Origin of the sequence: Streptococcus pantholopis, from assembly GCF_001642085.1 — a bacterium.
GTDB classification, from domain to species: domain Bacteria; phylum Bacillota; class Bacilli; order Lactobacillales; family Streptococcaceae; genus Streptococcus; species Streptococcus pantholopis.
In genome coordinates, this window is sequence record NZ_CP014699.1 from 2,027,510 (window position 1) to 2,051,998 (window position 24,489).

Annotated in this window: 25 protein-coding genes; 12 read left to right on the forward strand and 13 right to left on the reverse strand. The window is 40.6% G+C overall.

Features of this window, described 5'->3' with window-relative positions; all coding sequences use genetic code 11:
• Positions 1-35: 35 nt before the first annotated feature.
• From A0O21_RS09340 to hisS, 5 genes are all read right to left on the reverse strand, one after another.
• Entirely contained in the window at positions 36-890 is an 855-nt protein-coding gene (locus A0O21_RS09340; protein ID WP_067064550.1) for a YitT family protein, read from the reverse strand.
• Positions 891-1,064: 174 nt separating this feature from the next.
• On the reverse strand, positions 1,065-2,000 hold the full coding sequence (locus tag A0O21_RS09345) for a YitT family protein (protein WP_099092227.1): 936 nt from the start codon (positions 1,998-2,000) through the stop codon (positions 1,065-1,067).
• Positions 1,993-3,747 carry an aspartate--tRNA ligase gene (gene aspS, locus A0O21_RS09350; protein ID WP_067064555.1) on the reverse strand — a complete coding sequence of 585 codons (1,755 nt, stop codon included), beginning with the start codon at positions 3,745-3,747 and terminating at the stop codon, positions 1,993-1,995. The genes A0O21_RS09345 and aspS overlap by 8 nt, the downstream gene beginning before the upstream one ends.
• A 151-nt stretch (positions 3,748-3,898) precedes the next feature.
• A complete protein-coding gene (locus tag A0O21_RS09355; RefSeq protein WP_067064557.1) occupies positions 3,899-4,549 on the reverse strand; it encodes a TMEM175 family protein in 651 nt (216 codons plus the stop codon).
• Positions 4,550-4,699: 150 nt separating this feature from the next.
• Positions 4,700-5,980, reverse strand: a complete 1,281-nt coding sequence (gene hisS / locus A0O21_RS09360) for a histidine--tRNA ligase (RefSeq protein ID WP_067064560.1) — start codon at positions 5,978-5,980, stop codon at positions 4,700-4,702.
• A 169-nt stretch (positions 5,981-6,149) separates the two neighbouring features.
• Here hisS and rpmF point away from each other — a divergent pair, with 169 nt between their 5' ends.
• The 11 genes from rpmF (at position 6,150) to A0O21_RS09415 (ending at position 18,099) form a co-directional block, all read left to right on the forward strand.
• Positions 6,150-6,332, forward strand: coding sequence for a 50S ribosomal protein L32 (rpmF, locus tag A0O21_RS09365; RefSeq protein ID WP_067064562.1), 183 nt, complete (start codon positions 6,150-6,152; stop codon positions 6,330-6,332).
• 16 nt (positions 6,333-6,348) lie between these two features.
• Positions 6,349-6,498 carry a 50S ribosomal protein L33 gene (gene rpmG, locus A0O21_RS09370; RefSeq protein ID WP_002262412.1) on the forward strand — a complete coding sequence of 50 codons (150 nt, stop codon included), beginning with the start codon at positions 6,349-6,351 and terminating at the stop codon, positions 6,496-6,498.
• Between the two features lie 183 nt (positions 6,499-6,681).
• Positions 6,682-9,672: a type I restriction endonuclease subunit R gene (locus A0O21_RS09375; RefSeq protein ID WP_067064564.1), complete on the forward strand. Its 2,991-nt coding sequence runs from the start codon at positions 6,682-6,684 to the stop codon at positions 9,670-9,672.
• Positions 9,673-10,053: 381 nt separating this feature from the next.
• On the forward strand, positions 10,054-11,031 hold the full coding sequence (locus tag A0O21_RS09380) for a nucleoid-associated protein (RefSeq protein WP_067064566.1): 978 nt from the start codon (positions 10,054-10,056) through the stop codon (positions 11,029-11,031).
• Positions 11,024-12,307 carry a hypothetical protein gene (locus tag A0O21_RS09385; protein WP_067064568.1) on the forward strand — a complete coding sequence of 428 codons (1,284 nt, stop codon included), beginning with the start codon at positions 11,024-11,026 and terminating at the stop codon, positions 12,305-12,307. Before A0O21_RS09380 ends, A0O21_RS09385 begins: the two co-directional genes overlap by 8 nt.
• Entirely contained in the window at positions 12,304-13,521 is a 1,218-nt protein-coding gene (locus A0O21_RS09390; RefSeq protein ID WP_067064570.1) for a restriction endonuclease subunit S, read from the forward strand. Before A0O21_RS09385 ends, A0O21_RS09390 begins: the two co-directional genes overlap by 4 nt.
• Before the next feature lie 131 nt (positions 13,522-13,652).
• The gene (locus tag A0O21_RS09395) at positions 13,653-14,012 is read left to right on the forward strand and encodes a type II toxin-antitoxin system RelE/ParE family toxin (RefSeq protein WP_067064572.1); all 360 of its coding nucleotides are present in this window, start codon (positions 13,653-13,655) and stop codon (positions 14,010-14,012) included.
• A complete protein-coding gene (locus A0O21_RS09400; RefSeq protein ID WP_067065288.1) occupies positions 14,012-14,299 on the forward strand; it encodes a helix-turn-helix domain-containing protein in 288 nt (95 codons plus the stop codon). Before A0O21_RS09395 ends, A0O21_RS09400 begins: the two co-directional genes overlap by 1 nt.
• Positions 14,300-14,331: 32 nt before the next feature.
• Positions 14,332-15,300, forward strand: coding sequence for a Fic family protein (locus A0O21_RS09405; protein WP_067064575.1), 969 nt, complete (start codon positions 14,332-14,334; stop codon positions 15,298-15,300).
• Positions 15,301-15,388: 88 nt separating this feature from the next.
• A complete protein-coding gene (locus A0O21_RS09410; RefSeq protein ID WP_067064577.1) occupies positions 15,389-16,990 on the forward strand; it encodes a type I restriction-modification system subunit M in 1,602 nt (533 codons plus the stop codon).
• Positions 16,991-17,058: 68 nt separating this feature from the next.
• On the forward strand, positions 17,059-18,099 hold the full coding sequence (locus A0O21_RS09415; RefSeq protein WP_067064580.1) for an alpha/beta fold hydrolase: 1,041 nt from the start codon (positions 17,059-17,061) through the stop codon (positions 18,097-18,099).
• 39 nt (positions 18,100-18,138) lie between these two features.
• Here A0O21_RS09415 and A0O21_RS09420 read toward each other — a convergent pair whose 3' ends face one another.
• Complete coding sequence (locus A0O21_RS09420; protein WP_067064583.1) at positions 18,139-18,504, reverse strand: MerR family transcriptional regulator; 366 nt, start codon at positions 18,502-18,504, stop codon at positions 18,139-18,141.
• A 77-nt stretch (positions 18,505-18,581) separates the two neighbouring features.
• Here A0O21_RS09420 and A0O21_RS09425 point away from each other — a divergent pair, with 77 nt between their 5' ends.
• Positions 18,582-19,340, forward strand: a complete 759-nt coding sequence (locus A0O21_RS09425) for an SDR family NAD(P)-dependent oxidoreductase (protein ID WP_067064586.1) — start codon at positions 18,582-18,584, stop codon at positions 19,338-19,340.
• A 42-nt stretch (positions 19,341-19,382) separates the two neighbouring features.
• On the opposite strand, the gene A0O21_RS09430 is transcribed toward A0O21_RS09425, so the two are convergent.
• From A0O21_RS09430 to A0O21_RS09465, 7 genes are all read right to left on the reverse strand, one after another.
• The gene (locus A0O21_RS09430) at positions 19,383-20,261 is read right to left on the reverse strand and encodes a CPBP family intramembrane glutamic endopeptidase (protein WP_158511704.1); all 879 of its coding nucleotides are present in this window, start codon (positions 20,259-20,261) and stop codon (positions 19,383-19,385) included.
• A complete protein-coding gene (locus tag A0O21_RS09435) occupies positions 20,254-20,904 on the reverse strand; it encodes an SdpI family protein (protein ID WP_067064591.1) in 651 nt (216 codons plus the stop codon). Before A0O21_RS09435 ends, A0O21_RS09430 begins: the two co-directional genes overlap by 8 nt.
• Positions 20,894-21,172, reverse strand: a complete 279-nt coding sequence (locus A0O21_RS09440) for an autorepressor SdpR family transcription factor (protein WP_067064593.1) — start codon at positions 21,170-21,172, stop codon at positions 20,894-20,896. The genes A0O21_RS09435 and A0O21_RS09440 overlap by 11 nt, the downstream gene beginning before the upstream one ends.
• Before the next feature lie 427 nt (positions 21,173-21,599).
• The gene (locus A0O21_RS09445) at positions 21,600-22,361 is read right to left on the reverse strand and encodes a ferredoxin reductase domain-containing protein (RefSeq protein WP_067065290.1); all 762 of its coding nucleotides are present in this window, start codon (positions 22,359-22,361) and stop codon (positions 21,600-21,602) included.
• A gap of 19 nt (positions 22,362-22,380) precedes the next feature.
• Positions 22,381-22,704, reverse strand: coding sequence for a hypothetical protein (locus A0O21_RS09450; protein WP_067064595.1), 324 nt, complete (start codon positions 22,702-22,704; stop codon positions 22,381-22,383).
• A 457-nt stretch (positions 22,705-23,161) separates the two neighbouring features.
• A complete protein-coding gene (locus A0O21_RS09460) occupies positions 23,162-23,731 on the reverse strand; it encodes a TetR/AcrR family transcriptional regulator (protein ID WP_067064600.1) in 570 nt (189 codons plus the stop codon).
• A 275-nt stretch (positions 23,732-24,006) separates the two neighbouring features.
• Positions 24,007-24,426 (reverse strand): YjdF family protein, encoded by a 420-nt coding sequence (locus tag A0O21_RS09465; protein WP_067064602.1) that lies wholly within the window; start codon positions 24,424-24,426, stop codon positions 24,007-24,009.
• Positions 24,427-24,489 lie beyond the last annotated feature (63 nt).

Consider the following 24,489-nt stretch of genomic DNA (forward strand, 5'->3'; position numbering starts at 1 on the left):
ACGCTTTGCTCTGTTTTTTTTAACTCAAGACACTCTTATCGTTCATAACGCCGTCTTCGGATTTTAAAATCTGAACTGATCACCTCATCAACATCAATAATGGAAATAAAGGCATCCGGATCTAAACGTGCTAAGATGGCCCTAACACTTCTGACCTCCCCAGGGTTGAGAACCACATAAAGGACTTTTCGCTCCTGACCGGAGTATGCCCCCTGCCCCTGCAGATAGGTTACACCTCGGTTAATTTCCTGAAGAATAGCTTCTGCAGCCTCTGTAGATCGGCTGGTGATAATGATCATGCCGCGGACAGAATAACCGCCATTTTGGACGATGGTCAGCACCTGGCTGAAGACAAAACTGGCAATCAAAGTGTAAAGCATATGCTGCAAATCAATATAAACCAGAGAGGCAGTGAGAACTAGCGCGTCAATAAACAGTAAGGTCTGAGCGAGCTTAAATCCCATTTTTTCTTCGAGAAGACGCCCTATAATATCAGTCCCTCCAGTCGTGGCACCATAGCGAAAAACAAGCCCGCTCCCTGCTCCAGAGAATAAACCGGCAACAACCGCTACCAGCATCATATCGTGCTCCAGTACAATCTTCAAAGGGACCTGCTGCCAGAACCACATAAAAAAAGACATCAGCAGAGTCCCGTAAATGGTTAAAGTCAGTGCTTTTCTGCCTAAAACTCTGGTCCCAATAATAAAAAGCGGCAAATTGAAAAGGAATGCTGAGTAAGCTGGATTAATCCCCCATAAAGAGTGCACAATCAGTGTTACCCCAGCAACGCCCCCCTCTGCCAGTTGGTAGGCCATATTTAATTTGACAAACCCAAACGTATAAATAGCAACACCTAAAGCGATGGCAAATAAATTTCGAATTCTCTTCATACCCACCTCCTGCTCTATAATTTTGTCAACGGTTTTATAACAGCACAAAAACCAGCTCCTCTGTGAAGCTTAAGAGCTGGATAAGGCTGCTTTTCCCCAACTGCTCAAAAAAGTCTGGCAGTCTGCTGCTAAACTATTCTACCCGTCCTCATTTACAAAACTTAAATTTACCTGCTAATCGTCCACAAAACGCCCCATAATTTTAACATTTTCAGCAATAGAAACAAATGCATCAGGGTCGGCTTTGATCATAAGTTGTTTAAAATCCTGATATTCAGCCCGCGTAATAATGGTGATTAAAACGGCTTTTTTCTCATGATTATAGGTGCCTTCAGCATCATTGATACTGGTCACACCGCGATTGAGTCTGCGGTGGATTTTCTGAGTCACCTGCTTTGGCCGATTGGTAATAATCATGGCCTGCATTTTTTTCTGCTTGGTAAAAACGGCATCCGTAACACGGCTGGACACAAAAATCGTTACCATAGAGTACAGGGCGTACTGCCAGCCAAAAAGAAGACCGGCAAAAATCATAATCAGGCCATTGATTAATAAGGAGATACTCCCGACGTCCCGCCCCGTCTTTTTTCGAATCAGCAGGCTGACGATATCGGTTCCCCCGCTGGAAATATTAGTCCTCAGACCATAGCCCACTCCAAGGCCCATAATTAAGCCGCCAAAAACAGCATTAAGCAGAGGATCCTCCGTCAGAACAACAATGGGCATCAGCTGAATAAGCAAAGCACTAAAGGTTACCGTAAAAAAAGTAAAAACAGTAAATTTATGGCCAATCTTTCGCCAAGCTAATAAGAGGAGAGGGATATTAATAGCATAAAAACTGACAGCAACCGGAACAGCATAACCAGTCAGCCGCCCGCTTACAGCAGAAATAACCTGAGCCAGCCCAGTCGCCCCGCTGGAGTATACATGCCCGGGCTGAAAGAAAAAATTGACCGCAATACTGGAGAGCAGGCCATAAAGCAAGGCAGCGGAAAGCTTCTCGGTATATTTTTCCCGTGAAATACTCTGCAGCGTCCTAAAAATTCCGCCTTTTTTAGCCCATTTATTAATAAGGAAATGGAGCCTTTGCAAGTAAATCTTTTTATTCATCTTCATGGTGATTAATGTTTAGGGCAAGTTCTTTAAGCTGGTCTTCTGAAACAGAACTTGGAGCCTGTGTCAGGGGATCAGCAGCCCTGTTATTCTTAGGAAAGGCGATAACTTCGCGGATATTATCCTTACCTGCCAGCAACATGACAAAACGGTCGAGACCGATAGCCAGACCGCCATGCGGCGGAAAACCATAATCCATTGCTTCCAGCAGAAAACCGAACTGCTGTCTGAAGGATTCTTCTGAAAAACCAAGTGCTTTAAACATTCGTTCCTGCATATCTTTCTGGTTGATACGCAGACTTCCGCCGCCCAGCTCATAGCCGTTCAAAACAATATCATAGGCGACAGCACGTACTTTTGCCAGATCTCCTTCAAGTTCTTGGGCAGACTCTTCTGTCGGCAGGGTGAAAGGATGGTGTGCTGACATATAGCGCCCTTCTTCTTCTGACCACTCAAACATCGGCCAGTCTATGACCCAGAGAAAATTAAACTTAGATTTGTCAACCATGTCAAGTTCTTTAGCTATACGAACCCGCAAGGCACCGAGAGTATCATTGACAATATTGAGCTTATCAGCTACAAAAAGTACCAAATCGTTATCTGCAAGCTGTAAAGCTGCTGTCAACTTATCCTTAACTGGGCTTAAGAACTTAGCAATAGGGCCTATAAAGCTTCCATCTGCACTTTTTACCCAAGCAAGGCCCTTGGCTCCAAACTGCTTAGCAAAGCCTGTCAGCTTGTCAATATCTTTACGGGAATACTGATCTGCCTTATCTCTGACAACAATCGCCTTGATGGCAGGGGCTTCTGAGAATACTTTGAAATCAAGGCCTTTAACAAGTTCTGTCACGTCTTGTAAAAGCATATCAAAGCGTGTATCCGGCTTATCAGAGCCATATTGATTCATAGCGTCATCATAAGTCATACGCGGAAAGGGCAGCGCCACATCAATCCCCTTGACATCTTTCATGACTTTAGCAATCATTCCTTCAGTAATCTCCTGAATTTCCTCTTCAGTCAAAAATGATGTCTCTAAGTCCACCTGCGTAAACTCAGGCTGACGGTCCCCACGGAGATCCTCATCGCGGAAGCATTTGACAATTTGATAATAACGGTCAAAACCAGCATTCATCAGCAATTGTTTGATAATTTGCGGACTTTGCGGCAAAGCGTAGAAATGTCCCTGACTGACACGGCTCGGCACCAAGTAATCCCGTGCCCCCTCAGGCGTTGACCTTGTCAGCATCGGCGTCTCAACATCAAGAAATTCAAGACTGTCCAGATAATTCCTTATAGAATGTGTCACCCTTGCCCGCAGCTTAAAATTTTCCAGCATTTCAGGACGACGAAGGTCAAGATAGCGATAGCGCAGACGGTTATCATCGCTCACATCCACACCATCCTTGATTTCAAACGGTGTTGTTCGAGCTTCACTGAGGATGGTAAGAGCTTCTACCTTCAGTTCAACAGAGCCTGTCGGCAGATTGTCATTCGTCTGTTCCCGCGCTTCAACAGTACCAGTCACTTCAATGACAAATTCACTGCGGAGTTTTTCGGCTTCTGCAACCACTGCAGCAGGAGCTTCTTTAGGATTGACAACCAGCTGCATAAGGCCTTCACGGTCCCGCAGATCAATAAAAATCAGTCCTCCCAAATCGCGGCGGCGGTTAACCCAGCCTTTTAGGGTGATTTGACGGCCAATGTGCTTACTGCGAACACGGCCTGCATACATCGAACGTTCCATAGTTAATATCCCAGAGCGAACTTAACTGACCGACTTGTCAGAGCTCCATTCCTTTCATCGCTACATTTTTCACTTCTACTATTATAGCAGAATGCAGACAAAAACCCCACCCATGCAGGGGAGTTTTTTAAGTTTTTTGACAGTGGCAGGCTTAACTTTTCTCTTTCTGCAGCCGCAGCTTCTTTGAAAGCACCTGCCGCAGTTCCTCTTTATTATTCAAGATAGTGTTCAAGCGTTTATCACGATTATAGTTAGCCCAGAAATCCACCAGAGGAAGCAGCAGATAAACATAAACGCCTACCCGGCTGAAACAGCAGGCTAGCACTAATACTATAAGGTGTGATGCAAAAGTGAGAAGGAGGCGGCGATGATAAAAACGGTGGACCTTTTCAGAAAAATCTCCCCTGACCCAGTGATCCCCCAACTCAATAATCGGAATAGCATTTAAAAAACACATCACCAGCAGATTCACTACACCGAAAAACAAGACAGACAGCAAAGGATTAGCATAAGTAACCAACATTTTAATAGCCAGAGGGAAAAGGGTTAAAAGAGCATGCAGGCCAACATCTGCAACAAAAGCTTCCAGTTTGGTAATGGGAGAGATGAGTGTAAGCTTTGTCCTGCGGTACCAAACATTGATTAAAAGTATAAAGCTGATCAGATAGAGGCTGACTTCTTTCATAAAGCCGGGAAGTTCCTCCGCAGTCTCCGGCGCTGAAATCCCCAAAACCAAGATTGTCATAATGATAGCAATGATAGCATCACTAAGAGTGTCAAAGCGCTCATAAATTTTTTTCATGTTCTCCAAACCTTTCTTGAGTGCCCCTCTATTGTAGCATATAAAGGCCAAAACGTGCCCTCGAAAGAATGAGCATAAAACCTCAGCTCTTTTAGAACAGCAGAAAAGGGGGGCATGAAAAAAGAAAAAAGGGCCCAGGCCCTTTTCCCCTTAAGAGAGTACCTTTTCGAAAATAGCCGCAAAATCAGTGACTAGATCCTCAAAACTTGCTCTGACTTCTTTGCGTGTGGCATTGTTTTTAATTGTAATCTGTCCTGTCTCTACTTCAGTTTCCCCCAAAGTAATAACAGCCGCTGCCCTAAAGCTATCAGCCGACTTGAACTGCGCCTTAATCTTACGTCCCAGATAGTCACGTTCTGCTGAGAAACCCTGCCTGCGAAGAGCCTGAACCAATTCCAAAGCTTTGCCGTTAGCTTTTTTACCCAAAACTGCAATGTAAACATCTAAGTTTTCTTCAACAGGGAGCTCAGTGCCTTGTTTATCAAGAATAAGCAGTAAACGCTCCAGACCAAGACCAAAACCAAAACCAGCGGTTTTAGGTCCTCCAAAATAGTCAACCAAGCCATCATAACGCCCTCCGGCACAGATAGTCAGCTCAGATTTCCCGACTTTGGCCATAAACTCAAAAATCGTGTGATTGTAGTAATCAAGACCGCGTACCATATTCGTGTCAATCACATAAGAGATAGCAAGCCCTTCAAGCATTTCGCACACAGCAGCAAAATGCGCCTGCGACTCTTCATCAAGATAATCAAGAATGGAGGGCGCATGAGCAACTGCAGCCTGATCTTCTTCCTCCTTAGAATCCAGAACACGCAGCGGATTTTCCTCCAAGCGGCGCTGGCTGTCTTTTGACAAGCTGTCACGCATGGGCGTCAAATAATCAATCAAAGCCTGACGGTAAGCTGCACGGCTGGCAGTATTCCCAAGACTGTTAAGATGCAGGGTCACATCCTTAACCCCCAATGCGCTGAAAAGCTGGTAGGCCATAGCAATTGTTTCCACATCAGTTGCCGGATTTTTAGAGCCGAAGCACTCCACCCCGATTTGGTGAAATTCGCGCAGGCGGCCTGCCTGCGGACGTTCATAGCGGAACATCGGGCCCATATAATACATCTTGACCGGTTTTTGCACTTCCGGTGCAAAGAGCTTATTTTCCACATAAGAACGTACAACAGGCGCTGTCCCTTCCGGACGAAGCGTAATGTGGCGCTCTCCCTTATCATAGAAATCATACATCTCTTTGGTCACAATATCAGTTGTGTCGCCGACCGAACGGCTGATAACCTCATAATGTTCAAATATCGGTGTCCTAATTTCGCCATAATGATATTTTTTAAAGGTGTCACGCGCAACTGCCTCAACATACTGCCACTTAGCACTGTCTGCAGGCAGAATATCCTGTGTCCCCTTTGGTTTTTGTAACTGCATAATTAAATTCCTTTACTCCTAGTCCTCTCTATTTTAACATGTTTTTAGAAAATAGCGGAGCTATTTTTCTAAAAAATCTGTCAAGTAACTTTACTTTACAAAAAAGATGTGCTATTATATTAAAGTTGATGAAAATCAAAGAAACCATTTGAAAGGAAGAATAAAGAAAATGGCAGTACCTGCACGTCGCACATCAAAAGCGAAAAAAAATAAACGTCGGACACACTACAAACTGACAGCTCCAGTTGTAAAATTTGACGAAACAACCGGAGACTACTCACGTTCACACCGTGTATCCCTCAAGGGCTACTACAAAGGACGTCAAATCGCCAAAGCTAAAACAGCTGAATAAATAGAAAGGAAACCGTATGCGCGTCAATATAACACTTGAACACAAAGAATCCGGCGAACGCTTGTATCTGACTTCTAAAAACAAACGTAACACTCCGGACCGTCTTCAGCTGAAAAAATACTCACCAAAATTGCGCAAACACGTGATTTTTACTGAAGTGAAATAAAAGATAAAAAAAGCCTATGAAACTATTGTTTCTAGGCTTTTTTCTTAGCCTTAAGACCTGTTCGCTATCGCTGTTTTTAAATCATTTTTATCACTTTTTTATTAGAAATTGTGAATAGAGGCATTCAACATATGCTATAATGAAAAATAGAATTATAGATTTAGATTAGGAAGCCAGCCAAAGATGCAGTACACAGGTGAAACTAAATTTGAAAAACAGTTGATTGCTCAGCTCTCATCAGGTGAAAGTCCATGGACCTATCGGGGTGATTTGAAAACAGAAGCAATGCTTTGGGATAATTTTTTTGCCAAACTAGCGCAAAATAATGTTGCTGTTTTAAATGATGTTCCTCTGACCGAACAGGAAAAAGCTCAGATTAAAAATCAGCTCAACTTTGTCAATTATTATGAAGCCGCCAAATGGCTGGCAGGTGAAAACGGTATCGCCAAGGTTCAAGTCCAACGTGAAGACGTCAGCCTTGGTACGATACGCCTTTCAGTTATTTGGCGCGATAATATTGCAGGCGGAACTTCATCATATGAGATTGTCAATCAGGTGGAACGGCCTAAAATCTCTCCGGCCGACCAAGACAGGCGTTTAGATGTGACGCTCCTCATCAATGGTCTGCCTATGATTCAGATTGAACTCAAAAATCATCAACATCCCTTTATGGATGCCTTTCGCCAAATCGTTAAGTACGATCGAGAAGAAAAATTCCGCGGCATCTATGCCAGCCTGCAAATGTTTGTAGCATCAAACATAACTGAAACCCGCTATATTGCAGCTGCTAAGGAAAACAAGCTCAATGATCAATTTCTGACCAAGTGGGTGGACAAAGATAATCAGCCAGTCATTGACCTTTTCGCTTTTGCCGATCAAGTCCTAACCATCCCGCGTGCCCATCAAATGGTCATGCAATATTCAATTATCGACGATGCTAAGAAGGCCTTGATTCTGCTGCGGCCTTATCAGATTCATGCGATTGAAGCTATTCAAACAGCCAGCAAACGCCAACAATCAGGCTATGTCTGGCACACAACAGGTTCAGGCAAAACCCTGACCTCCTACAAAGTAGCCCGCAATCTTTTGCAGATCCCATCCATTCAAAAGACCATTTTTGTGGTGGACAGACGAGATCTTGACCAGCAAACTACATCAAGCTTTCTCTCCTATGCTGCTAACGATATCGTTGACATTGATGAAACGGACAATACCCAGCAATTAGTGAAACGCCTATCGGCTGATGATAGGCGTGTGGTGGTGACAACCATTCAAAAAATAAACACTATGTTGCGCAAAATAGAAGAAGGCAAATACAAGCGTGAAGCCAGTAAAATCAAACAGCTTCATGTTGCTTTTGTTGTGGATGAATGCCATCGCGCCGTCACCCCTCTGGCTCAAAAAACTATTTCCAAATTTTTTATCAACAGTCTTTGGTATGGCTTTACAGGAACACCGATTTTTGTAGAAAACAAACGCAGGCAACTCGGTGATTTGGCCCAAACAACGCAGCAGCAATACGGTTCACGGCTGCATGAATACACGGTCAAAGAAGCCATTCATGATAAAGCAGTTCTAGGCTTTCGTATTGACTATAAAAACACCTTGATTACCGACAGGCCAGAAGAAGATATTCCCGATGAGATCTATGAATCTGAAGACCACATGCTGACAGTCTTGGACGCTATCATCAATCAATCCCGAGGCCAACTGGGCTTTCAAAATGGTGTCGGAAAGACTTATGCTGCGATTTTGACAGTCAAATCCATTGCCATGGCGCAGAAATATTATGACCTCATTAAGCGGGTCAAGGAAGGGAAAACGTCCGTTACCATTTCAGAGCGTGTGAAACAGGTCCTGCCTGATTTTCCCAAGGTGACCATCACCTACTCTGTGACGGAAAATAATGAGGATTCGACCCTCAACCAAGACAAGATGAAGCTTGCCATTGATGATTATAACCAAAACTTTGGTACCCACTATACTATATCTGAACTTAGGGCCTTCAACAGCGATGTCAATGACCGCTTAGCCCGTAAGAAAGATAAGTACCTCTTTCGTGAGGAGCAGCTGGATCTGGTTATCGTGGTCAACCGTCTCTTAACAGGTTTTGATGCGCCTTGCCTCTCGACCATTTTCATCGACCGCAAACCCATGCAGCCTCAAGATTTAATACAGGCCTTTAGCCGAACCAATCGTATCTTTGATGGCCCCAAAAAGTACGGGCAAATCATCACCTTCCAGACACCTCATCTTTTCAAGGATGCTGTAGACAATGCCCTACGCCTGTATTCCAATGGCGGCGAAAATGATGTCCTGGCCCCTGAATGGCCGGAAGAGCGCGCTAACTTTGATGAAAAATTAGCCAATCTCCGAACTCATATCTCGGATGAACCCGATTTAGGTATCGATATCGCCAACGCCAGCACTGAGCTGCTCAAGAAATTTGCCAAAGCGTATCAGGAATTTGACAAATACTTTGCCTCCATCCAAGTTTATTCAGAATATAATCAAGAGCAAGTCTTTGCGGAAACAGGCCTGAATCAAGAGCTCATCGAAAGTTACACTGGCACTTACCAAAATGTCATTGACGAAATCAGGCGCCGCAGAGAAGACGGGGACAACGGGGATGAACCGATTGATGTTATGTATGAATTAGAATCTGTCCATGTCGATGATATCAATTACGAGTATATTATTTCTCTGATACAAGCCTTCATTCCTCAATCAGACGGGGAAAGCAAAGAGCTGAGCGCTAAGGATATTGAAACTGTGGACAGCTATATCGCTAATCTCTCCAAGACCAATTCAGGGCTGGCCCAAATCATTGCTAACCTTTGGTTGGAAATTCAGATGGACCCTGAAAGTTATCGCGGCAAATCTATTGCCAATATCCTAGACCAAATGATTGAATCAGTTATTGACAATGAGGTCCGCAAACTGGCTAAGAAATGGTATATGGGCTACGATCAGCTTCTCTATCTGGTTAAGCACTACCGCAAAGGATCCGATAAGCAGCTGGGAGAAAGCGAACTCAGCAACAGCCAGCGCTACAAAGATTACAAAACGGAAGTGGCCGAAGCACTCAACCCCCTCAAATACAAAATCCAAATCAAAAAAGACTACACCAAACTCATCGAAGAAGTCATCGAACCACTGAGAGGGAGAAGGTAACTCAAGGTACAAAGGCTACTCAAAGGGAAATAGGAAAGTTGACGCTGATGCAGCAGGCATCTAGGAGATATTATCTTTTTATACAGAGACGTAGGCCAGTTCGATTTTGAGCTACAAAGGGTGTAAAAAGCGATTAGGATTTCAGAAAGACAGCGACGTGTATTTGTACACAAGGTGTCTTGTCTAAACCTCGGGCTTTTAGGTTGTGTTCAGTTAATTGGTAAAATATTTTGAAAAACGATAATGAAGACGAATTGTATTTTGGAAGAAATTATCAATATAAAAGGGCTTTCTACTCATTAACCATTAGCAGAAACTAATCCGTGAAATATCTTATCGCAAGATAGTATAAAAGTACCTTCGTTTAAAACAGGAGATTGTATGAAAGATACAGTAGCAGTATTTGATATTAAAAATAGTGTTGAAAAAGTTGTGCTGGATAATGAAATGATTACAAATATCCATGAAATTTTTAAGTCTATCATTGGAACTTCAAATGGTGGAGGGAGCCATTCGTCCATTTGGGCTGAAATAGCAACTGAGGAGAGTATATTAAGTAGGTATAGTGAAAATCGTGCAGAATTTTTAGTTGAAAATTTTGCTGAAAGTTTGCTAACAGCAGAATCAAATCCTAAGAATGGAGATAGAAAGAAAAATATTAGGGATGGCTTTTTGTTTATTAAGGAATCATCTGACGCTTTATTACTATTGAAACTCGAAAAAACTGCGGTTGCTGATACTACGAAGTTTAAAGTTGTAGAGCAACTAGGAACGGAAAAAAATTATTATAAAGCATGTATTTTTCCTTTTGACTTTAATACAAGAAAGATAGAGGTAATAGATAAAAGTTATAGAATTGCTAACTTTTGGATTAGAGATTTTCTTGGATTACAAGAAGTAAGAAATAGTAAAGTTAATTCTCAAGATCTTGTTGAATTTATAGAAAATGACAGTTTGTTTACTGAGGAGATAAGATCACAAGAAAACTATTCGGAAATAAAAAAAGAATCTAAAAATTATATTTTTGAGCATGAAACTTTTGTAAAGAATGATTTTATAGATTTCCTCTCATCAAAGATGTTGATTGAAGTAGACGAAGGTGGTTCAAATTATGAAAAAAGAGTTTTTTCTGAGATAACTACTATACTTGATTATAATTTTATAATTGATCAAAAAGTATTGCGTGAAAGATACCATGGTTCAATTGAAATTTCAAAAGAAACAACTATTAAAACGGATAATTTACAAAAATTAGTAAATAGACAGGCTATCGAACTTGACGACAATAAATTAATTTTAACAGTTTCAGATGATTATGTTCCGAGGGTGAGAGAATTATTGGGTATAAATAATGGTTAAAGGAAATTGGAATGGAACTTCATACGAAATAATAAACGAAGAAGATACCAAGGATATTATTGAAAAACTAAGCCTAAATGGTATTGGTGATTATGATGATGAAGAAAAAATAAAATATATTATTTATAACAACAAAAGTGTTATGTTTTGTTTTTCTGACTATCTTGAGCAGCAGGAACATATTTCAAGTGCTTTGGAATATTTTAAAAATAAAGATTTTGAACAAGATGTTATAAATATTGAATTAACATGTGATTTTGATAGAGAAGAACTTTATTTTGGAAATGAAGTACTGGCTTTAGCTGAAGTTCTAAAAGATAATAGAATAACTGCAAGGAATGTTAACCTTAAGAATTTTTCAATAAATTATTTGTGTCACATTAAACAAACTGAGAAAGTGAAATATTTACGTAAACTTTTAATGCTATCAGTGTTCGCAAATTTAACAAATATAGAGGAAAACAAATTTTCTTTTTCATTTTTAACAAACAATGATTTTAATGACCTTATTGAACGTACCTATGATTATAGTTGTATTGATAATACTGAAATTGAGATAATGGATAGTATTTATTCTTGGATATTTAACCAAGATAATGAGAATAAAACTTGTTTCCAAAAAATAAATATTGTAAGAAATCTGATTGTTCGCAATGGTTTACTTGAATTTAAAGATACTTTTCTTGATTCTGCAAAAAGTATTTATAAGCGTATCATTAATCAAGATACAGATAAGTATTTTGAACAAGTTAATCAGTTGAAAAATGATTTTTTGACAATTGCTGAAAGAGAGAACACTATATATCAGTCGCTTCATCTAAAACTTATGGCTTGGTTAGCTGCATTAGGCATTACAATTTTCGATAAAATAAAAGATTATGAAGGACAAAACGTAATACAGAGGTTGATTGAATCAAATTCTCAAAAAACAATTTTGATTTTGGGACTTCTTGTGGGAGCCTTATTTTATATAGTTGCAATTTATTGTATTGAAGTTAGAAAAATGCAAGAGGAGTATTCTAAACTAAAACGCTTTTATACTGAAAGTTTGTTATTTGAAGATAATGATTTTGAAAACAAAGTATGCTTTCCTGTAGTTGCCCATCAATATATTCTAACAACAATATTATTGATGATTATTTTAATATTAAGGATATTTTTTATTAGATGTTGGTTTATTATTTTTACTGCTATCGTTTTAACAGTTTCTTTTTTATTTAGAAAATACTTAAAAATCTTAGTAAGTTTGATTAATAGAAAAGAGAGTGACTTATGACAAGACATAACTTACCAAACATAAAATTCAAGCAGTTTGAAGACGAGTGGGAATTAGTTAAATTAGACGATATTAAAGATGTACGTGATGGCACCCATAATTCACCAAAGTATGTTACTAAAGGATATCCATTAGTAACTTCAAAAAATCTAACTGACAATGGTATTGATTTATCAACCATTTCCTTAATTTCAGAGGAAGATTATAGTGAGATAAATAAGAGATCAAAAGTGGATAAAGGGGATATTCTACTTGGATTAATTGGAACAATTGGAAAGCCAGTATTAGTTAATAAAGAAGGATTTGCAATTAAAAATGTAGGCCTTATTAAATCTGGTGGAAGTTTATCAAACGAATTTTTAATTCAATTCTTGAAAGGAAATCAATTTAATAAGTATATTAATTTAGAGATGGCCGGAAATACACAGAAATTTCTAGGATTAAATATCCTTAGAAATACAAAGGTGCCTTTTCCAATCTTCCCCGAACAATCCGCCATCGGCACTCTCTTCCAAACGCTTGACGAGCTTTTATCTGCCTATAAGGATAATTTGACTAACTATCAAGCTTTTAAGGCGTCCATGTTGTCCAAGATGTTTCCAAAGGCAGGACAGACCACGCCTGAAATCCGCTTAGATGGATTTGATGGAGAGTGGGAAGAGAAGAAGTTAGGAGAATTATCTGAAATCGTTCGTGGTGCTTCTCCTAGACCTATCCAAGATCCAAAATGGTTTGATGGATCATCAGAGGTTGGCTGGTTGCGTATTTCTGATGTGACAAATCAAAATGGAAGAATTCACGATCTTGAGCAACGAATTTCAGAATTAGGTCAAGAGAAAACTAGAGTACTCAAAGAACCACATTTATTATTGAGTATAGCAGCATCTGTCGGAAAACCAGTAATCAATTATGTGCAAACTGGTGTACACGATGGCTTCCTAATTTTTCTTAATCCAATTTTTGATAAAGAATTCATGTTTCAATGGTTGGAAATGTTCAAGGATGGTTGGAATAAATATGGTCAACCTGGAAGTCAAGTAAACTTAAATAGTGATATTGTAAAGAATCATAAACTAAAAGTACCGACTCTTGACGAACAACGTGCCATCGGCACTTTCTTCGCCAATCTTGATGACTTAATCGCTTCCCACCAGAACAAAATCGCTGAGCTTGAAACCTTGAAGAAGAAACTCCTACAGGATATGTTTATCTAATCCGTCTTCCTCTTCCAATTTTCCCGAATAGTATAATAAGGTTCAATTATCTCAATTGGGATCTTTAATAGCTTAAAAGTCTTTACGTTTAATAACTTTTAAGTCATAACATGGTTGAAAGAGGTTGTTTTGTGCACGCTATTTATTTTTATAAAGATAAAAATGGTAACGAGCATGTTTTAGATTATATGCGAGAACTGGCCAGTCAGAAGGGCAAGGATAGTCGGATTAAGCTGACCAAGATTCAGGACTACATCAATATTCTAGAAACTAAAGGGATCAGGGCGGGCGGACCTTTTGTGAAACATCTTGAGAGCGGCATTTGGGAATTGCGCCCTCTGAGGGACAGGATTTTATTTGTTGCTTGGTTGGATGGTAGTTTTGTTCTCTTGCATTCATTTGTCAAAAAGACACAGAAAACACCTCGTCGTGAAATAGAACAAGCCAAACGTGAAGTTGAAGATTTAAGGAAAAGGGGCGTGGAAAAATGATGAAGAATACAGCTATCGGAAGTTCTTGGCAAGAGGTTCAACAAGACCTCTTTACGGCAGAAGAAAGACGAGAAAGCGACTTGAGAGTGGCTGTGATGCTAGAGCTAATCAAGGCCCGTCAAGAACAGGGCATCAGCCAAAAGAAACTAGAAGAACTCAGCGGCGTTAGCCAGCCTGTCATTGCTAGGATGGAGTCTGGAAAGACGAGTCCACAGCTGGATACGGTCTTAAAAGTCCTTGCCAGTCTTGGAAAAACATTAGCTGTCGTCCCTTTGGAACAAGAGTAAGCTTAGAAGTTTTGGTGAAGAAAGGAGCTTTTATGCAACCGTCCTATAGAATCACTGAAAAAATGTTGAATCAGGTCCAGCGGATATCCGAACTGACGACTCAGCTAGCTATTGAACGACGAGAATTACATCTTCATAAGGAAAGTCGAATCCGATCCATACAGTCCTCTTTAGCTATTGAAAATAACAGTTTAAGCATAGAGCAGGTGACGGCTGTTATTGAGGGCAAGCGTGTGCTTGGTCCGCCAAAGGATATTCATGAGGTGGAAAATGCTTATGAAGCTTATGAACGTGCCTTTCAACTAGATCCGTATAGCGTAGACGATTTCTTGACTGCTCATCGATTGTTGACAAAAGATTTGGTTACACATGCCGGACAATTCCGTACAGGAGATGTCGGTGTCTATGATAGTGCGGGGCAGGTCATACATGTTGGAGCTAGACCTCAGTTTGTTGCTGCTTTGGTACAGGAATTATTTGACTGGGCTAAAGCTAGCGATATTTCCGACTATGTCAAATCTTGTATTGTTCACTTTGAATTAGAGATTATTCACCCATTTGAAGATGGTAATGGACGCATGGGGCGTCTATGGCAAAGTGTGATTCTTAGCCACTGTAATCCTATCTTTGAGTGGCTACCTATTGAATCGGTCATTTACCATTATCAGCAAGGCTACTACGATGCACTTGCATTCAGTAATCAGTCTAATGATGCGACGGTATTTATTGAATTTATGCTGGATGCCATATTAGAAACCTTGAAAAATTATCAAGATACCCAACTCCAATCGCAAACTGTTCGACTAAATCCAAAAGAAGAAGCCGTTTGGGAAAAAATCAATGCTTATCTTCTTGAGCATACTAGCATTACCAATTCGATTGCTCAAGAGTTACTTGGTTTAAGTGAGTCAAGCACGCGGCGCTATTTAGCTTTATTCAGCAAAAATGGTTTCTTGATCGTTGAGGGAACGACACGTGACCGGCGGTACAGATTAGGTTAAAAATCCGCTCAAAATCCGCTCATTTTGTGAGCGGTGGTTAATGATTTTTAAATCAACAATAATTTACAAGAATTAGAAAGACATACACATGGAAGAAACACAAACCTCTGCAGCGCTCTATCAAGCGCTGTGGAACTCAGCGGATATTCTCCGCTCCAAAATGGATGCCAACGATTACAAGTCCTACCTGCTTGGGATGGTTTTTTATAAGTACTTGTCGGACAAGCTCCTTCTCTTTGTAGCAGAGACCATGGACGAGGAAACCGATGATCTGCAGGAGGCGCTTGCCACCTACAGCAAGTATTATGATGATGTCGATATGCACGAAGACTTGATTGAGGTCGTCAAAAATGAGCTCAGCTACGCGATTGAACCCCAGCTAACCTTCACAGCTCTGGTCAACCGTATCAATGACGGAAGCTTCCAGCTGGAAGAATTGGCACAAGGTTTCCGTAACATTGAGCAAGCCGACGAGCTCTTTGAAAATCTCTTTGAAGACATTGACCTTTACTCGAAAAAGCTAGGCGCAACGCCGCAGAAACAAAATCAAACTATCGCTTCGGTCATGAAAGCTTTGGCTGTTCTTGATGTAGCTGCGCATGCTGGTGATATGCTGGGGGATGCCTATGAGTACTTAATCGGCCAGTTTGCGACAGACTCAGGTAAAAAGGCAGGGGAGTTTTACACCCCTCAGCCCGTCGCTAAGCTCATGACCAGAATCGCCCTATTAGGACGCGAAGGCAAGAAAGGTTTCACCCTTTACGATGCCACCATGGGATCGGGATCGCTCCTGCTCAATGCCAAGAAATACAGCCATGAGCCGAATACCGTTTCTTATTATGGTCAGGAGCTCAATACTTCTACCTACAATCTGGCGCGCATGAATATGATTCTGCATGGGGTGCCAATTGAAAACCAGTATCTCCACAACGCTGATACTTTGGATGAAGACTGGCCAACGACAGAGCCGACCAACTTTGATGGCGTTCTGATGAATCCGCCCTACTCAGCTAAGTGGTCAGCAGACAGTGGTTTCTTGCAAGATCCCCGTTTTTCAGCTTTTGGAGCCTTGGCGCCTAAATCCAAAGCAGATTTTGCCTTTTTGCTGCACGGTTATTACCATCTGAAACAAGATGGGGGTGTCATGGCTATCGTCCTGCCGCACGGTGTTCTTTTCCGAGGCAATGCTGAAGGCAAAATCAGGAAGCACCTTTTGGAAGAAGGGGCCATTGATACGGTGATTGGCCTGCCGTCAAATATCTTTTTCAACACCAGCATTCCAACTACAGTCATTATTCTTAAGAAAAACCGCATCGACCGTGATGTTTTCTTCATCGATGCCTCCAAGGAATTTGACAAAGGAAAAAATCAAAATCTGATGACGGATGCTCACATCGAGAAGGTTTTAGAGGCTTACAAAAATCGCCAAAATATAGATAAGTTTGCCCATCTGGCCAGCTTTGAAGAGATTAAGGAAAATGATTTCAACCTCAACATCCCCCGTTATGTGGATACCTTTGAAGAGGAAGAAGTGGCACCGCTAGCTGAGATTGTGACCAATATCAACCGAACCAACCAAGAGATTGCGGAAAAGACCTCTGCACTGATGGATATGCTAGGCCTGCTTAAAGGGACCACACCAGAAGCCAAACAAGATCTCCAAGCGCTTCTCAATAACTTTAAAGGCTAAGAACAGATAAAAAGCAGCTGTCTCTGAACTACAGCGACAGATATCAGCTATAATCTGGAGGAAAGCAAATGACCTATTCTTATCAAAACCCATACATCCACTTATCAGGACAGCTCACAAATAAAAAACTAATTCAAGCAGGCTTTACTGAAAACACCTATGACACGGGGGAAGTTTTACTGAACTATATCGTCGGACCGAACAAGGGCCCCTGTTTGCTGCTGCTTCCTGCTCAAATGGGGACATGGGAGAGCTACAAAAAAGTCCTGCTGCCGCTGTCACAGCATTTTCATGTCTATGCTATGGACATCAGAGGACACGGAAAATCAACATGGACACCGGGACATTATTCGTGGAAAATTATAGGAGCCGATTTAAAAGCTTTCATTGAAAATGTTATTCAAGAAACTGTAATGATTAGCGGAAATTCTTCCGGCGGGATTTTAGCACTGTGGTGTGCAGCCAATATCCCTGACAAGGTGTCTTCCATTGTGCTGGAGGATGCTCCTGTTTTTTCGGCGGAAATGCCGCGTTTCAAAGAAGAGGACAGATTTGTCTATAACGGCTTGAAACATCTTGTTGAGCAGATTGGCACTATTGAAGACAGAGACTTGGCAGACTACTTTAAAGGTATGGAAATACCGGCCTCTGACAAACGGATAAAAAGAATCCCAGACTGGTTTGTCAACTGGCTTTCTAAGAAAATCAGACGTTTTCAGAATGCTCATCCCAATATGCCGGTAGAAGTTGCCTTTCCAGATAGTTTAAGATTACTGATCAAATCTCTATCCATGTTTGATCCGGATTTTGCCAGAGCTTTCGTAGACGGCCGCTTTTATGAGGGAATCAATCACGAAGAAGCCTTAAAACAGACCGCCTGCCCTATCCTTTTCTTACATGGAGACTGGAAAAGAGATGAACGTTACGGGCTGATTGGGGCATTAGATGAGCATGATGTCAAACACATTACAGACTTGGCACCACAAACTATTTATAAAAAAATTTCGGCCAATCATGTCATTCATTCTTTTAAGCCGAAAATATTTGTTAAAGAAGTGACTGCATTTTACAAAGGACAAAAAATTCAAACCAACTCAAAAAGCCTGTGAAACAACATTTCCAGGCTTTTTATACTGCTTATAGTGAGACTATTTCAGCCTATCAATCTCCTTTTCATAAAACGCAATCTTCTCCACCAGTTTCTCTCTGTTTTTCAGCAAGCTATCAATATTGCTGTCTAAAAGGTTTAAATGAGACTTTAACAGCTCTAATCTTTCAGAGTAGGTTACATCGCCTTTTAAACGCAAGTCAGAGTAGCGTCTAATCTCTTTGATAGGCATCCCCACTTTTTTTAAGCGCTGAATAAACTGCAGCCATCTATAATCACTTTGATTATAGATGCGTCTGTTTCCGTCATCGCGTTTTGGTGCTATAAGCCCTTCCTTTTCATAATATCGCAGTGTATGTATACTAAGTTTTGTCAGTTCTGACATTTTGCCAATTGAATAATGCATTTTTTCTCCTTTTAACTTGACCTAGAGTAAAGTCTAGATACTATAATTAGTATAGCTTAAAAAGGAGGAATTTAAAAATGCCAGTCACTTTAAAACAATATGTATGCATCACCGGAGCTAGCTCCGGCATCGGTTTGGAAGCCGCAAAAGCGTTCGCCGGTCTTGGCTTTCATCTAATCTTAGTCGCAAGACGCCAAAAACAGTTAGAAGAACTAAGAAAAGAATTGCTGCAGCAATACCCAGATTTGGACATTCTTGTAAAAAGCCTTGATTTATCAATCCCAGACAATGCTTATCAACTGTACAACAGCTTAAAAGGCTTTCATATCACTGTTTGGATTAACAATGCTGGATTTGGAAATTATGACAGCGTCGCTCATCAAAATTTAGAGAAAACTTCTGCAATGATTCATCTGAATATTGAGGCTTTAACTATATTATCCAGCCTTTATGTCAGAGATTACCAAGACATTGACAGCAGTCAGCTGATCAATATTTCTTCCCGAGGAGGCTATATGCTGGTAGATAATGCTGTCACTTACTGTGCAACAAAATTTTATGTCAGTGCCTTTACGGAAGGACTGGCATTAGAAATGAAGAACAACCGCCACAGCTTACAGGCCAAAGTGCTTGCTCCAGCTGCTACTCAAACAGAATTCGGCAAAGTTGCCAGTGATTCAAGCAGCTATAACTATGATGACCATTTCAAGCAGTATCACTCTGCTAAAGAAATGGCTGATTTCCTCATCCAGCTCTATAAAAGCGATAAAACTGTCGAGCTCGTCGATGTAAAAGATTTTAGCTTCCACCTCAGTCAGCAACTTTTCAACTATTAAGGTTGACAATTATACTGTTTCCATAATAAGGAAGAGTAGTTTTCATGATTTTTTGTAATAATATTTCAGATAAACCCATATACTGTATGTTAACAAAGGAATGCCTCCCAGCAATCCTATTGGAAGTGGGCCGAAAAGCAGGTCATTCATAAAAGCGGGTTTTAAAAAATACAGGCCAAATACTGCCGCATTAACTGAACCGTGCATGAGAGAGGGGGCCCATATACTTCCGGTTTTGGCAAAGATCCAGTCCAGCAGGACAGCAAAAGCTGTTGTAAAGACAAGAAAGAGCAGACAGCCAACTACAGGGTAGCCCCAGTAGTCTGTCCCGTATTCGTAGCCAAAAAACATAATCGGCCAGTGCCAAATGCCCCAAATCAAACCAGAATAAATAACCCCTTTTTTTAGACCGAACTTTTCTTTGAGGTAGCCGTGCATAAAGCCGCGCCAGCCAACTTCTTCCCCAAGTGCCAATAACATATTGACAAACGGTGCGAAGAGAGCAGCAGACAGTGAGGTCAGAAAGGCTAGAATAAAGGGTGTCAGCCCGCCTGCCTCTAAAGCTGTCAGCTGTTCTCTGCTGAATTGCGATGTAATATAAGGAGCTGTTGCATCAAAGGCCTGAGGTTTAACCGCAAAATACAGTATTGCCCCTAAAGCCGCTAAAAGCACTGGTAAAAACCATGCAGTCAGGAAAAACAGCCATTTTTTATTTCTTAAGGGAAGCCGCCACCCTATCTCTTTTAAGGGAACTTTAGCTGCCAGCACCCCTAAAAAGGGACAGTACATAGCCAACAGCAACAGAATGGTAAAAAACAGATGGCGTCCGTTTTGATAAAAAATCCCAGCACCAATCTGTAAAAGCCATGCCAGAACAAATGTTGAGAGGAGGTAGCGCTTGAATGTTTTTGTTTCAGTCATTTTCATTATTCACCTTCAAACGATTCAGCCTAAAAGAATAAACAGTCGGCACCAATATCATAACAGCTAATGCTGCAGTCAGTATATACGGGAAAAAAAGCTGCAGAAAACTTTCTGTAAAGATAATAAACCCGCAGATAACCCATATTTTCCCAGCCAGTCGATGTGTTTTATTCCAGTTTTCCTCATCATCTAAGGTCCATGGAAGTCTGATACCGATTGAATAGTTCTGCCTGATTTTTGGCATATAATTGCCAATACCTAAAGCTAGACCCCCTAGTAACAATCCGGACAGAAGCATCGGGTTAATCAGGAAACCTAAAGAGGAACTGTAAACAGCAGCCATCACAAAGAGTGAGGTCAGCGGAACAATCCAATAAATAAGCAAAGCCGGTTTAGAGCTGATATTTTTCGCTTTAGGGTCATAGGAGGTGAAATAAACCACAAAAAGATGTGTCCCTAAAAGCAGCAGAGGCAGACCGAAAACGGTAAATAATTTACTGTTAAAACCATTAGCTCTTCCTGTAAAATCAAAATGTGTGGCCATAGTATCAGGCAGTTTCGTCCAATAAATGATACCAACCGCAACTGGTAAAAGAATAATGAGTGAACTGAGAATTAACACTTTTCTATTAATTTTCATTATCGCTGTCCCCCTTTAAATCAATCAGCCATGTCATAATATCCTCTATTACTGACGTATTAAGTTCGTAGTAGATAAAATTTTTTTCCTTTGTCTCTCGTATCAAGTCGGCCTGCTTCAGCACACTGAGATGATGGGAGATAGTTGCGCCTGAAAGATCAAACTGAGCGGATATTTCCCCTGCTGGCAGGCTGCCGGCTTTTAAAATCTCCAGAATCTCTCGTCTGACAGGATTTGACAGGGCTTTAAAAGTTGTTGCAAAGCGCATCTTTTTCCCACTCCTTTTTTAATCTATTTAGAAAATATTCTAAATAGATTATAGTCTTTCTGTGCTATTTTGTCAATACTTAGTCCTCTAAATTTTAACTGAGACAGCCAAGAAAAGCGGCAGCTTTCTCAATAAAATAATACAGCGCCCCTAGAACAGACAAAAATCCATTCTTCGCGGCGCTGCATAAAGTTAGCTGCTTTTATATCTTATTTGTCAATATAGGTTCAGGAAGCTCTTGAGCAAGAGGACACAAATAGCCTTATCTTTTAAAAACTGCAAAAGCACGCATGTCGCAATATAAAGCAATAAGTATCGTTCCCCTTACTGTTTCTGCTAAATAAGCCACCCAGCTAGCTCCATAAACACCTTCCAGATAAAAGAAAATAGAGAGTAATCAGACCCAAAATTTTTTGCCATCAGCTTACTATTTTAATCCTGTAAAGGAGTCGGTCTTAACCTGTTTAGTATCAATCCCTTTGTCTTCAAGAAATCCCTTCATCGTTTCAAGATCATCGGGCTGGCCAGACAAGAGATAGATGGCTTTATTACCATATTGTTTTACTGCTTCTGTCGGCTTATTCTGACTTTGGGAAATAGTGGTGCTGGTTTCATAAGAAAAGGATTCTTCATGATTTGCCATCTTAGATAATTCTTTATCAAATACCGTTACTCCCTTGTCTAAATGGTTGAGAACAATCGAACGTTTGCTAATCCAGTCTTTAACGATAGGCCGCATAGCTGCAATACCAACATCAGACGCGAAACAAACCAGCGGCTCCCCACCATCTGAAATCGGCAGATGTGAGTCCATCCAGCTCATCTCGACCTTTGTACCGGCTGGCAAATTAGTTAAGGTTTCCTTATAGAGACTGCCGCTATTGTGCGTTAAAATAAGAATTTCGCTTTCATCACTATTAGAGGCAATTGTCAGCCAGCGACTTGCTTGTCCGCTTTCCTTAACTTCAGGTAATGCAAATTTAGCAAAAGAACCAGCTTCCCAAGCCATATCCTTAGGTTTTGTTAGGTGAATAAGATAAATATCTCCGCTGGGATTCTCAATGGATTTGACTGATAACGATTGGCTTCGTCCAAGAAAAGCCATAACGCCCCAAGTAATTAGACAGCCAACAAACCCTACAGAAAGAATGGATACGACAATAGTTATCATTTTAGAACGTCCTTTCATCATTTATTATCCCCTTTTACTACTTCCAAAATTTTATTGTCAGCCAAACCGCCAAAGCGAGGACAGGAACAAACCCAATCACTTTAACAATCAAGTCAGTATCCGGCAGACTATAAATATAAAGCATGACAGTTACTGCTGCCAGCCAAAGCCCAGCAATCTGACAGAAAAAGGGCAAATTAGAAATAAGACAAAGCCCTGTTGCAAACAAAATCAAACCGCCAGTCGCAAAGGACATGAAATCAGGACTTAAGATGTTAATGGGCTGTAAAGTACCTCCCCAAACTAGAACTAAAATTCCTATAACAACAAGCGAAAATCCTGTATTGGTCCATTTATCCATTGTTTCCTCCTTTAAATCAAGATACAAAGCCTGTTAAAAACGCAAAAGGAAAATAGGGAACTGACTGACGAATCGCCAGATTCTAAGTCAGGACATCTTTTTCCCGCAGCGTTTAGGGCGTGTTCAATTCGTCAAGATACAAAGCCCGTTAAAAACGCAAAAGGAAAATGACGGTAAGTCCGAAGTCTCTGATTTCGCAGACACATCTTTGTCAGGACGGCTAGAAAAAAGCAATAAAAGTCTATGCTTTCTAGCCGTCTCTGGACTGTTCAGCAAGATGCCAGTCACCTAGTGACACTTTACTTTATTTCCTTTCAAACTACTTGCTGGACTGCAACCGAACCTCAGATTATAGGGTTCTTTCACTCTCCAAGTTCGGTGTCAGGTCAGTTTTTTGTGAATGAATATTTTTGTGTGTTCATTCATTTTCTTTTAAAAAATAAAGAACGGATAGTCTTTATTTGAAAAAGCCTTTGACAAAATAAGTCGCTAACCTTTCGATTGTCTGACTGACATTGGGAAAATCTTTTTCAGTGATATGCGTGTCCATATAGTAGAAAAGCTGATAGACCTGCAGCACCTCCTGAATTTTCTCTGGCGGATAGCCTTCCGCCTGCATACGATTGGTAAAGGTTTCCACTAAAAATTGGTGAAAAGGGTAGTCAGACTTACCTTTTTCTGAAGCGTAATAGCTGTGCAGCTCGCCAGAAATAGCCGGGTTATACCACTCCGTCAAAATTTTATTGGAAGAAACAAAACTGCGCGCCCGCCCAAAAATTTGACCGATGACTTCAGCAGGAGCTTCTTCCCAATCAATTTCGTCTATCATAGCTTGACGCACGCGATTATTCTCCTCAATGTAAATATCCAAAAAAATAGCTTCCTTGGAATCATAATAATTATAAAACGATCCGGTGGCTACACCAGCCTGTTTAGCAATCTCAGAAATCCCTGCTGCCTTATAACCTTTCTTGGAAAAAATATCATAAGCTGCAGATTTCAAGTCTTGCTTTTTGTTGCCTGACATTTAGTAAGTCCCTTCGAAATGAATGAATATTTTTATTTGTTCATTCATATTCTATAATAGAAAATACCCTTTGTCAAGAAAAAATATGATTTATTTAGAAAATGCCTCTTAGTTATGAATCAGCCTTTTTTCAAGTATGGGAAACTGTTCGATAGCTGATATCTTCTCTTATCTTTCAAAAAAATCTGAAGCCTGCTGCCTCAGATTTTTTTGGGAAACTGATATACGTTTTAGAAAAGCAGTATGACACCCCTTTTTCTGTTAAAACGATTATTCTAGTGCCCCTTTCTTTTTTGCTGATGTTTCTTCTGCTTTAACTGATAGCGACGCTCTTTCTCCGCTAGACGCTGCTGTTTGCTGAAGGTCTTTTTCTCTTTTTTCAGGTTATCCTGCATTTTCTGCATAGCAGCTTGAGCTTTAGTTGAAACAGCAGGTTTGTTTTTTGCTTTGCTTATTTCTCTCTGCAGACGCTTAGGATTCTTTTTTCTTTCTGCTGCTTTAGAAATGGGGTTCTGTCCTTCAAGATGATCATAGCGATCCAGCAGTCTCCCTAGAGAGAAATAAATAAAATCAAGTACCTCTTCGTCCTTAGGTTCTTTGCCAAATACATAACGAAAAGCTTTGTAGCCTTTCTTATCAGAATATTCTACCAGCCCTGACCAAAAAACACCATCAAAATAGACTGTTAATTTCATACAGTCCCCTCCTTATATAAGGTACCAAGCTCGTGCAGACACAAAAGGAAAGTAAGAACCTAC

Excerpts from the sequence above, each read along its gene's own strand:
- A0O21_RS09340 (WP_067064550.1), bottom strand. The coding sequence starts at position 890 with ATGAAGAGAATTCGAAATTTATTTGCCATCGCTTTAGGTGTTGCTATT.
- A0O21_RS09345 (WP_099092227.1), bottom strand. The coding sequence starts at position 2,000 with ATGAATAAAAAGATTTACTTGCAAAGGCTCCATTTCCTTATTAATAAA.
- aspS (WP_067064555.1), bottom strand. The coding sequence starts at position 3,747 with ATGGAACGTTCGATGTATGCAGGCCGTGTTCGCAGTAAGCACATTGGC.
- A0O21_RS09355 (WP_067064557.1), bottom strand. The coding sequence starts at position 4,549 with ATGAAAAAAATTTATGAGCGCTTTGACACTCTTAGTGATGCTATCATT.
- hisS (WP_067064560.1), bottom strand. The coding sequence starts at position 5,980 with ATGCAGTTACAAAAACCAAAGGGGACACAGGATATTCTGCCTGCAGAC.
- rpmF (WP_067064562.1), top strand. The coding sequence starts at position 6,150 with ATGGCAGTACCTGCACGTCGCACATCAAAAGCGAAAAAAAATAAACGT.
- rpmG (WP_002262412.1), top strand. The coding sequence starts at position 6,349 with ATGCGCGTCAATATAACACTTGAACACAAAGAATCCGGCGAACGCTTG.
- A0O21_RS09375 (WP_067064564.1), top strand. The coding sequence starts at position 6,682 with ATGCAGTACACAGGTGAAACTAAATTTGAAAAACAGTTGATTGCTCAG.
- A0O21_RS09380 (WP_067064566.1), top strand. The coding sequence starts at position 10,054 with ATGAAAGATACAGTAGCAGTATTTGATATTAAAAATAGTGTTGAAAAA.
- A0O21_RS09385 (WP_067064568.1), top strand. The coding sequence starts at position 11,024 with ATGGTTAAAGGAAATTGGAATGGAACTTCATACGAAATAATAAACGAA.
- A0O21_RS09390 (WP_067064570.1), top strand. The coding sequence starts at position 12,304 with ATGACAAGACATAACTTACCAAACATAAAATTCAAGCAGTTTGAAGAC.
- A0O21_RS09400 (WP_067065288.1), top strand. The coding sequence starts at position 14,012 with ATGAAGAATACAGCTATCGGAAGTTCTTGGCAAGAGGTTCAACAAGAC.
- A0O21_RS09405 (WP_067064575.1), top strand. The coding sequence starts at position 14,332 with ATGCAACCGTCCTATAGAATCACTGAAAAAATGTTGAATCAGGTCCAG.
- A0O21_RS09410 (WP_067064577.1), top strand. The coding sequence starts at position 15,389 with ATGGAAGAAACACAAACCTCTGCAGCGCTCTATCAAGCGCTGTGGAAC.
- A0O21_RS09415 (WP_067064580.1), top strand. The coding sequence starts at position 17,059 with ATGACCTATTCTTATCAAAACCCATACATCCACTTATCAGGACAGCTC.
- A0O21_RS09420 (WP_067064583.1), bottom strand. The coding sequence starts at position 18,504 with ATGCATTATTCAATTGGCAAAATGTCAGAACTGACAAAACTTAGTATA.
- A0O21_RS09425 (WP_067064586.1), top strand. The coding sequence starts at position 18,582 with ATGCCAGTCACTTTAAAACAATATGTATGCATCACCGGAGCTAGCTCC.
- A0O21_RS09430 (WP_158511704.1), bottom strand. The coding sequence starts at position 20,261 with ATGACTGAAACAAAAACATTCAAGCGCTACCTCCTCTCAACATTTGTT.
- A0O21_RS09435 (WP_067064591.1), bottom strand. The coding sequence starts at position 20,904 with ATGAAAATTAATAGAAAAGTGTTAATTCTCAGTTCACTCATTATTCTT.
- A0O21_RS09440 (WP_067064593.1), bottom strand. The coding sequence starts at position 21,172 with ATGCGCTTTGCAACAACTTTTAAAGCCCTGTCAAATCCTGTCAGACGA.
- A0O21_RS09445 (WP_067065290.1), bottom strand. The coding sequence starts at position 22,361 with ATGAAAGGACGTTCTAAAATGATAACTATTGTCGTATCCATTCTTTCT.
- A0O21_RS09450 (WP_067064595.1), bottom strand. The coding sequence starts at position 22,704 with ATGGATAAATGGACCAATACAGGATTTTCGCTTGTTGTTATAGGAATT.
- A0O21_RS09460 (WP_067064600.1), bottom strand. The coding sequence starts at position 23,731 with ATGTCAGGCAACAAAAAGCAAGACTTGAAATCTGCAGCTTATGATATT.
- A0O21_RS09465 (WP_067064602.1), bottom strand. The coding sequence starts at position 24,426 with ATGAAATTAACAGTCTATTTTGATGGTGTTTTTTGGTCAGGGCTGGTA.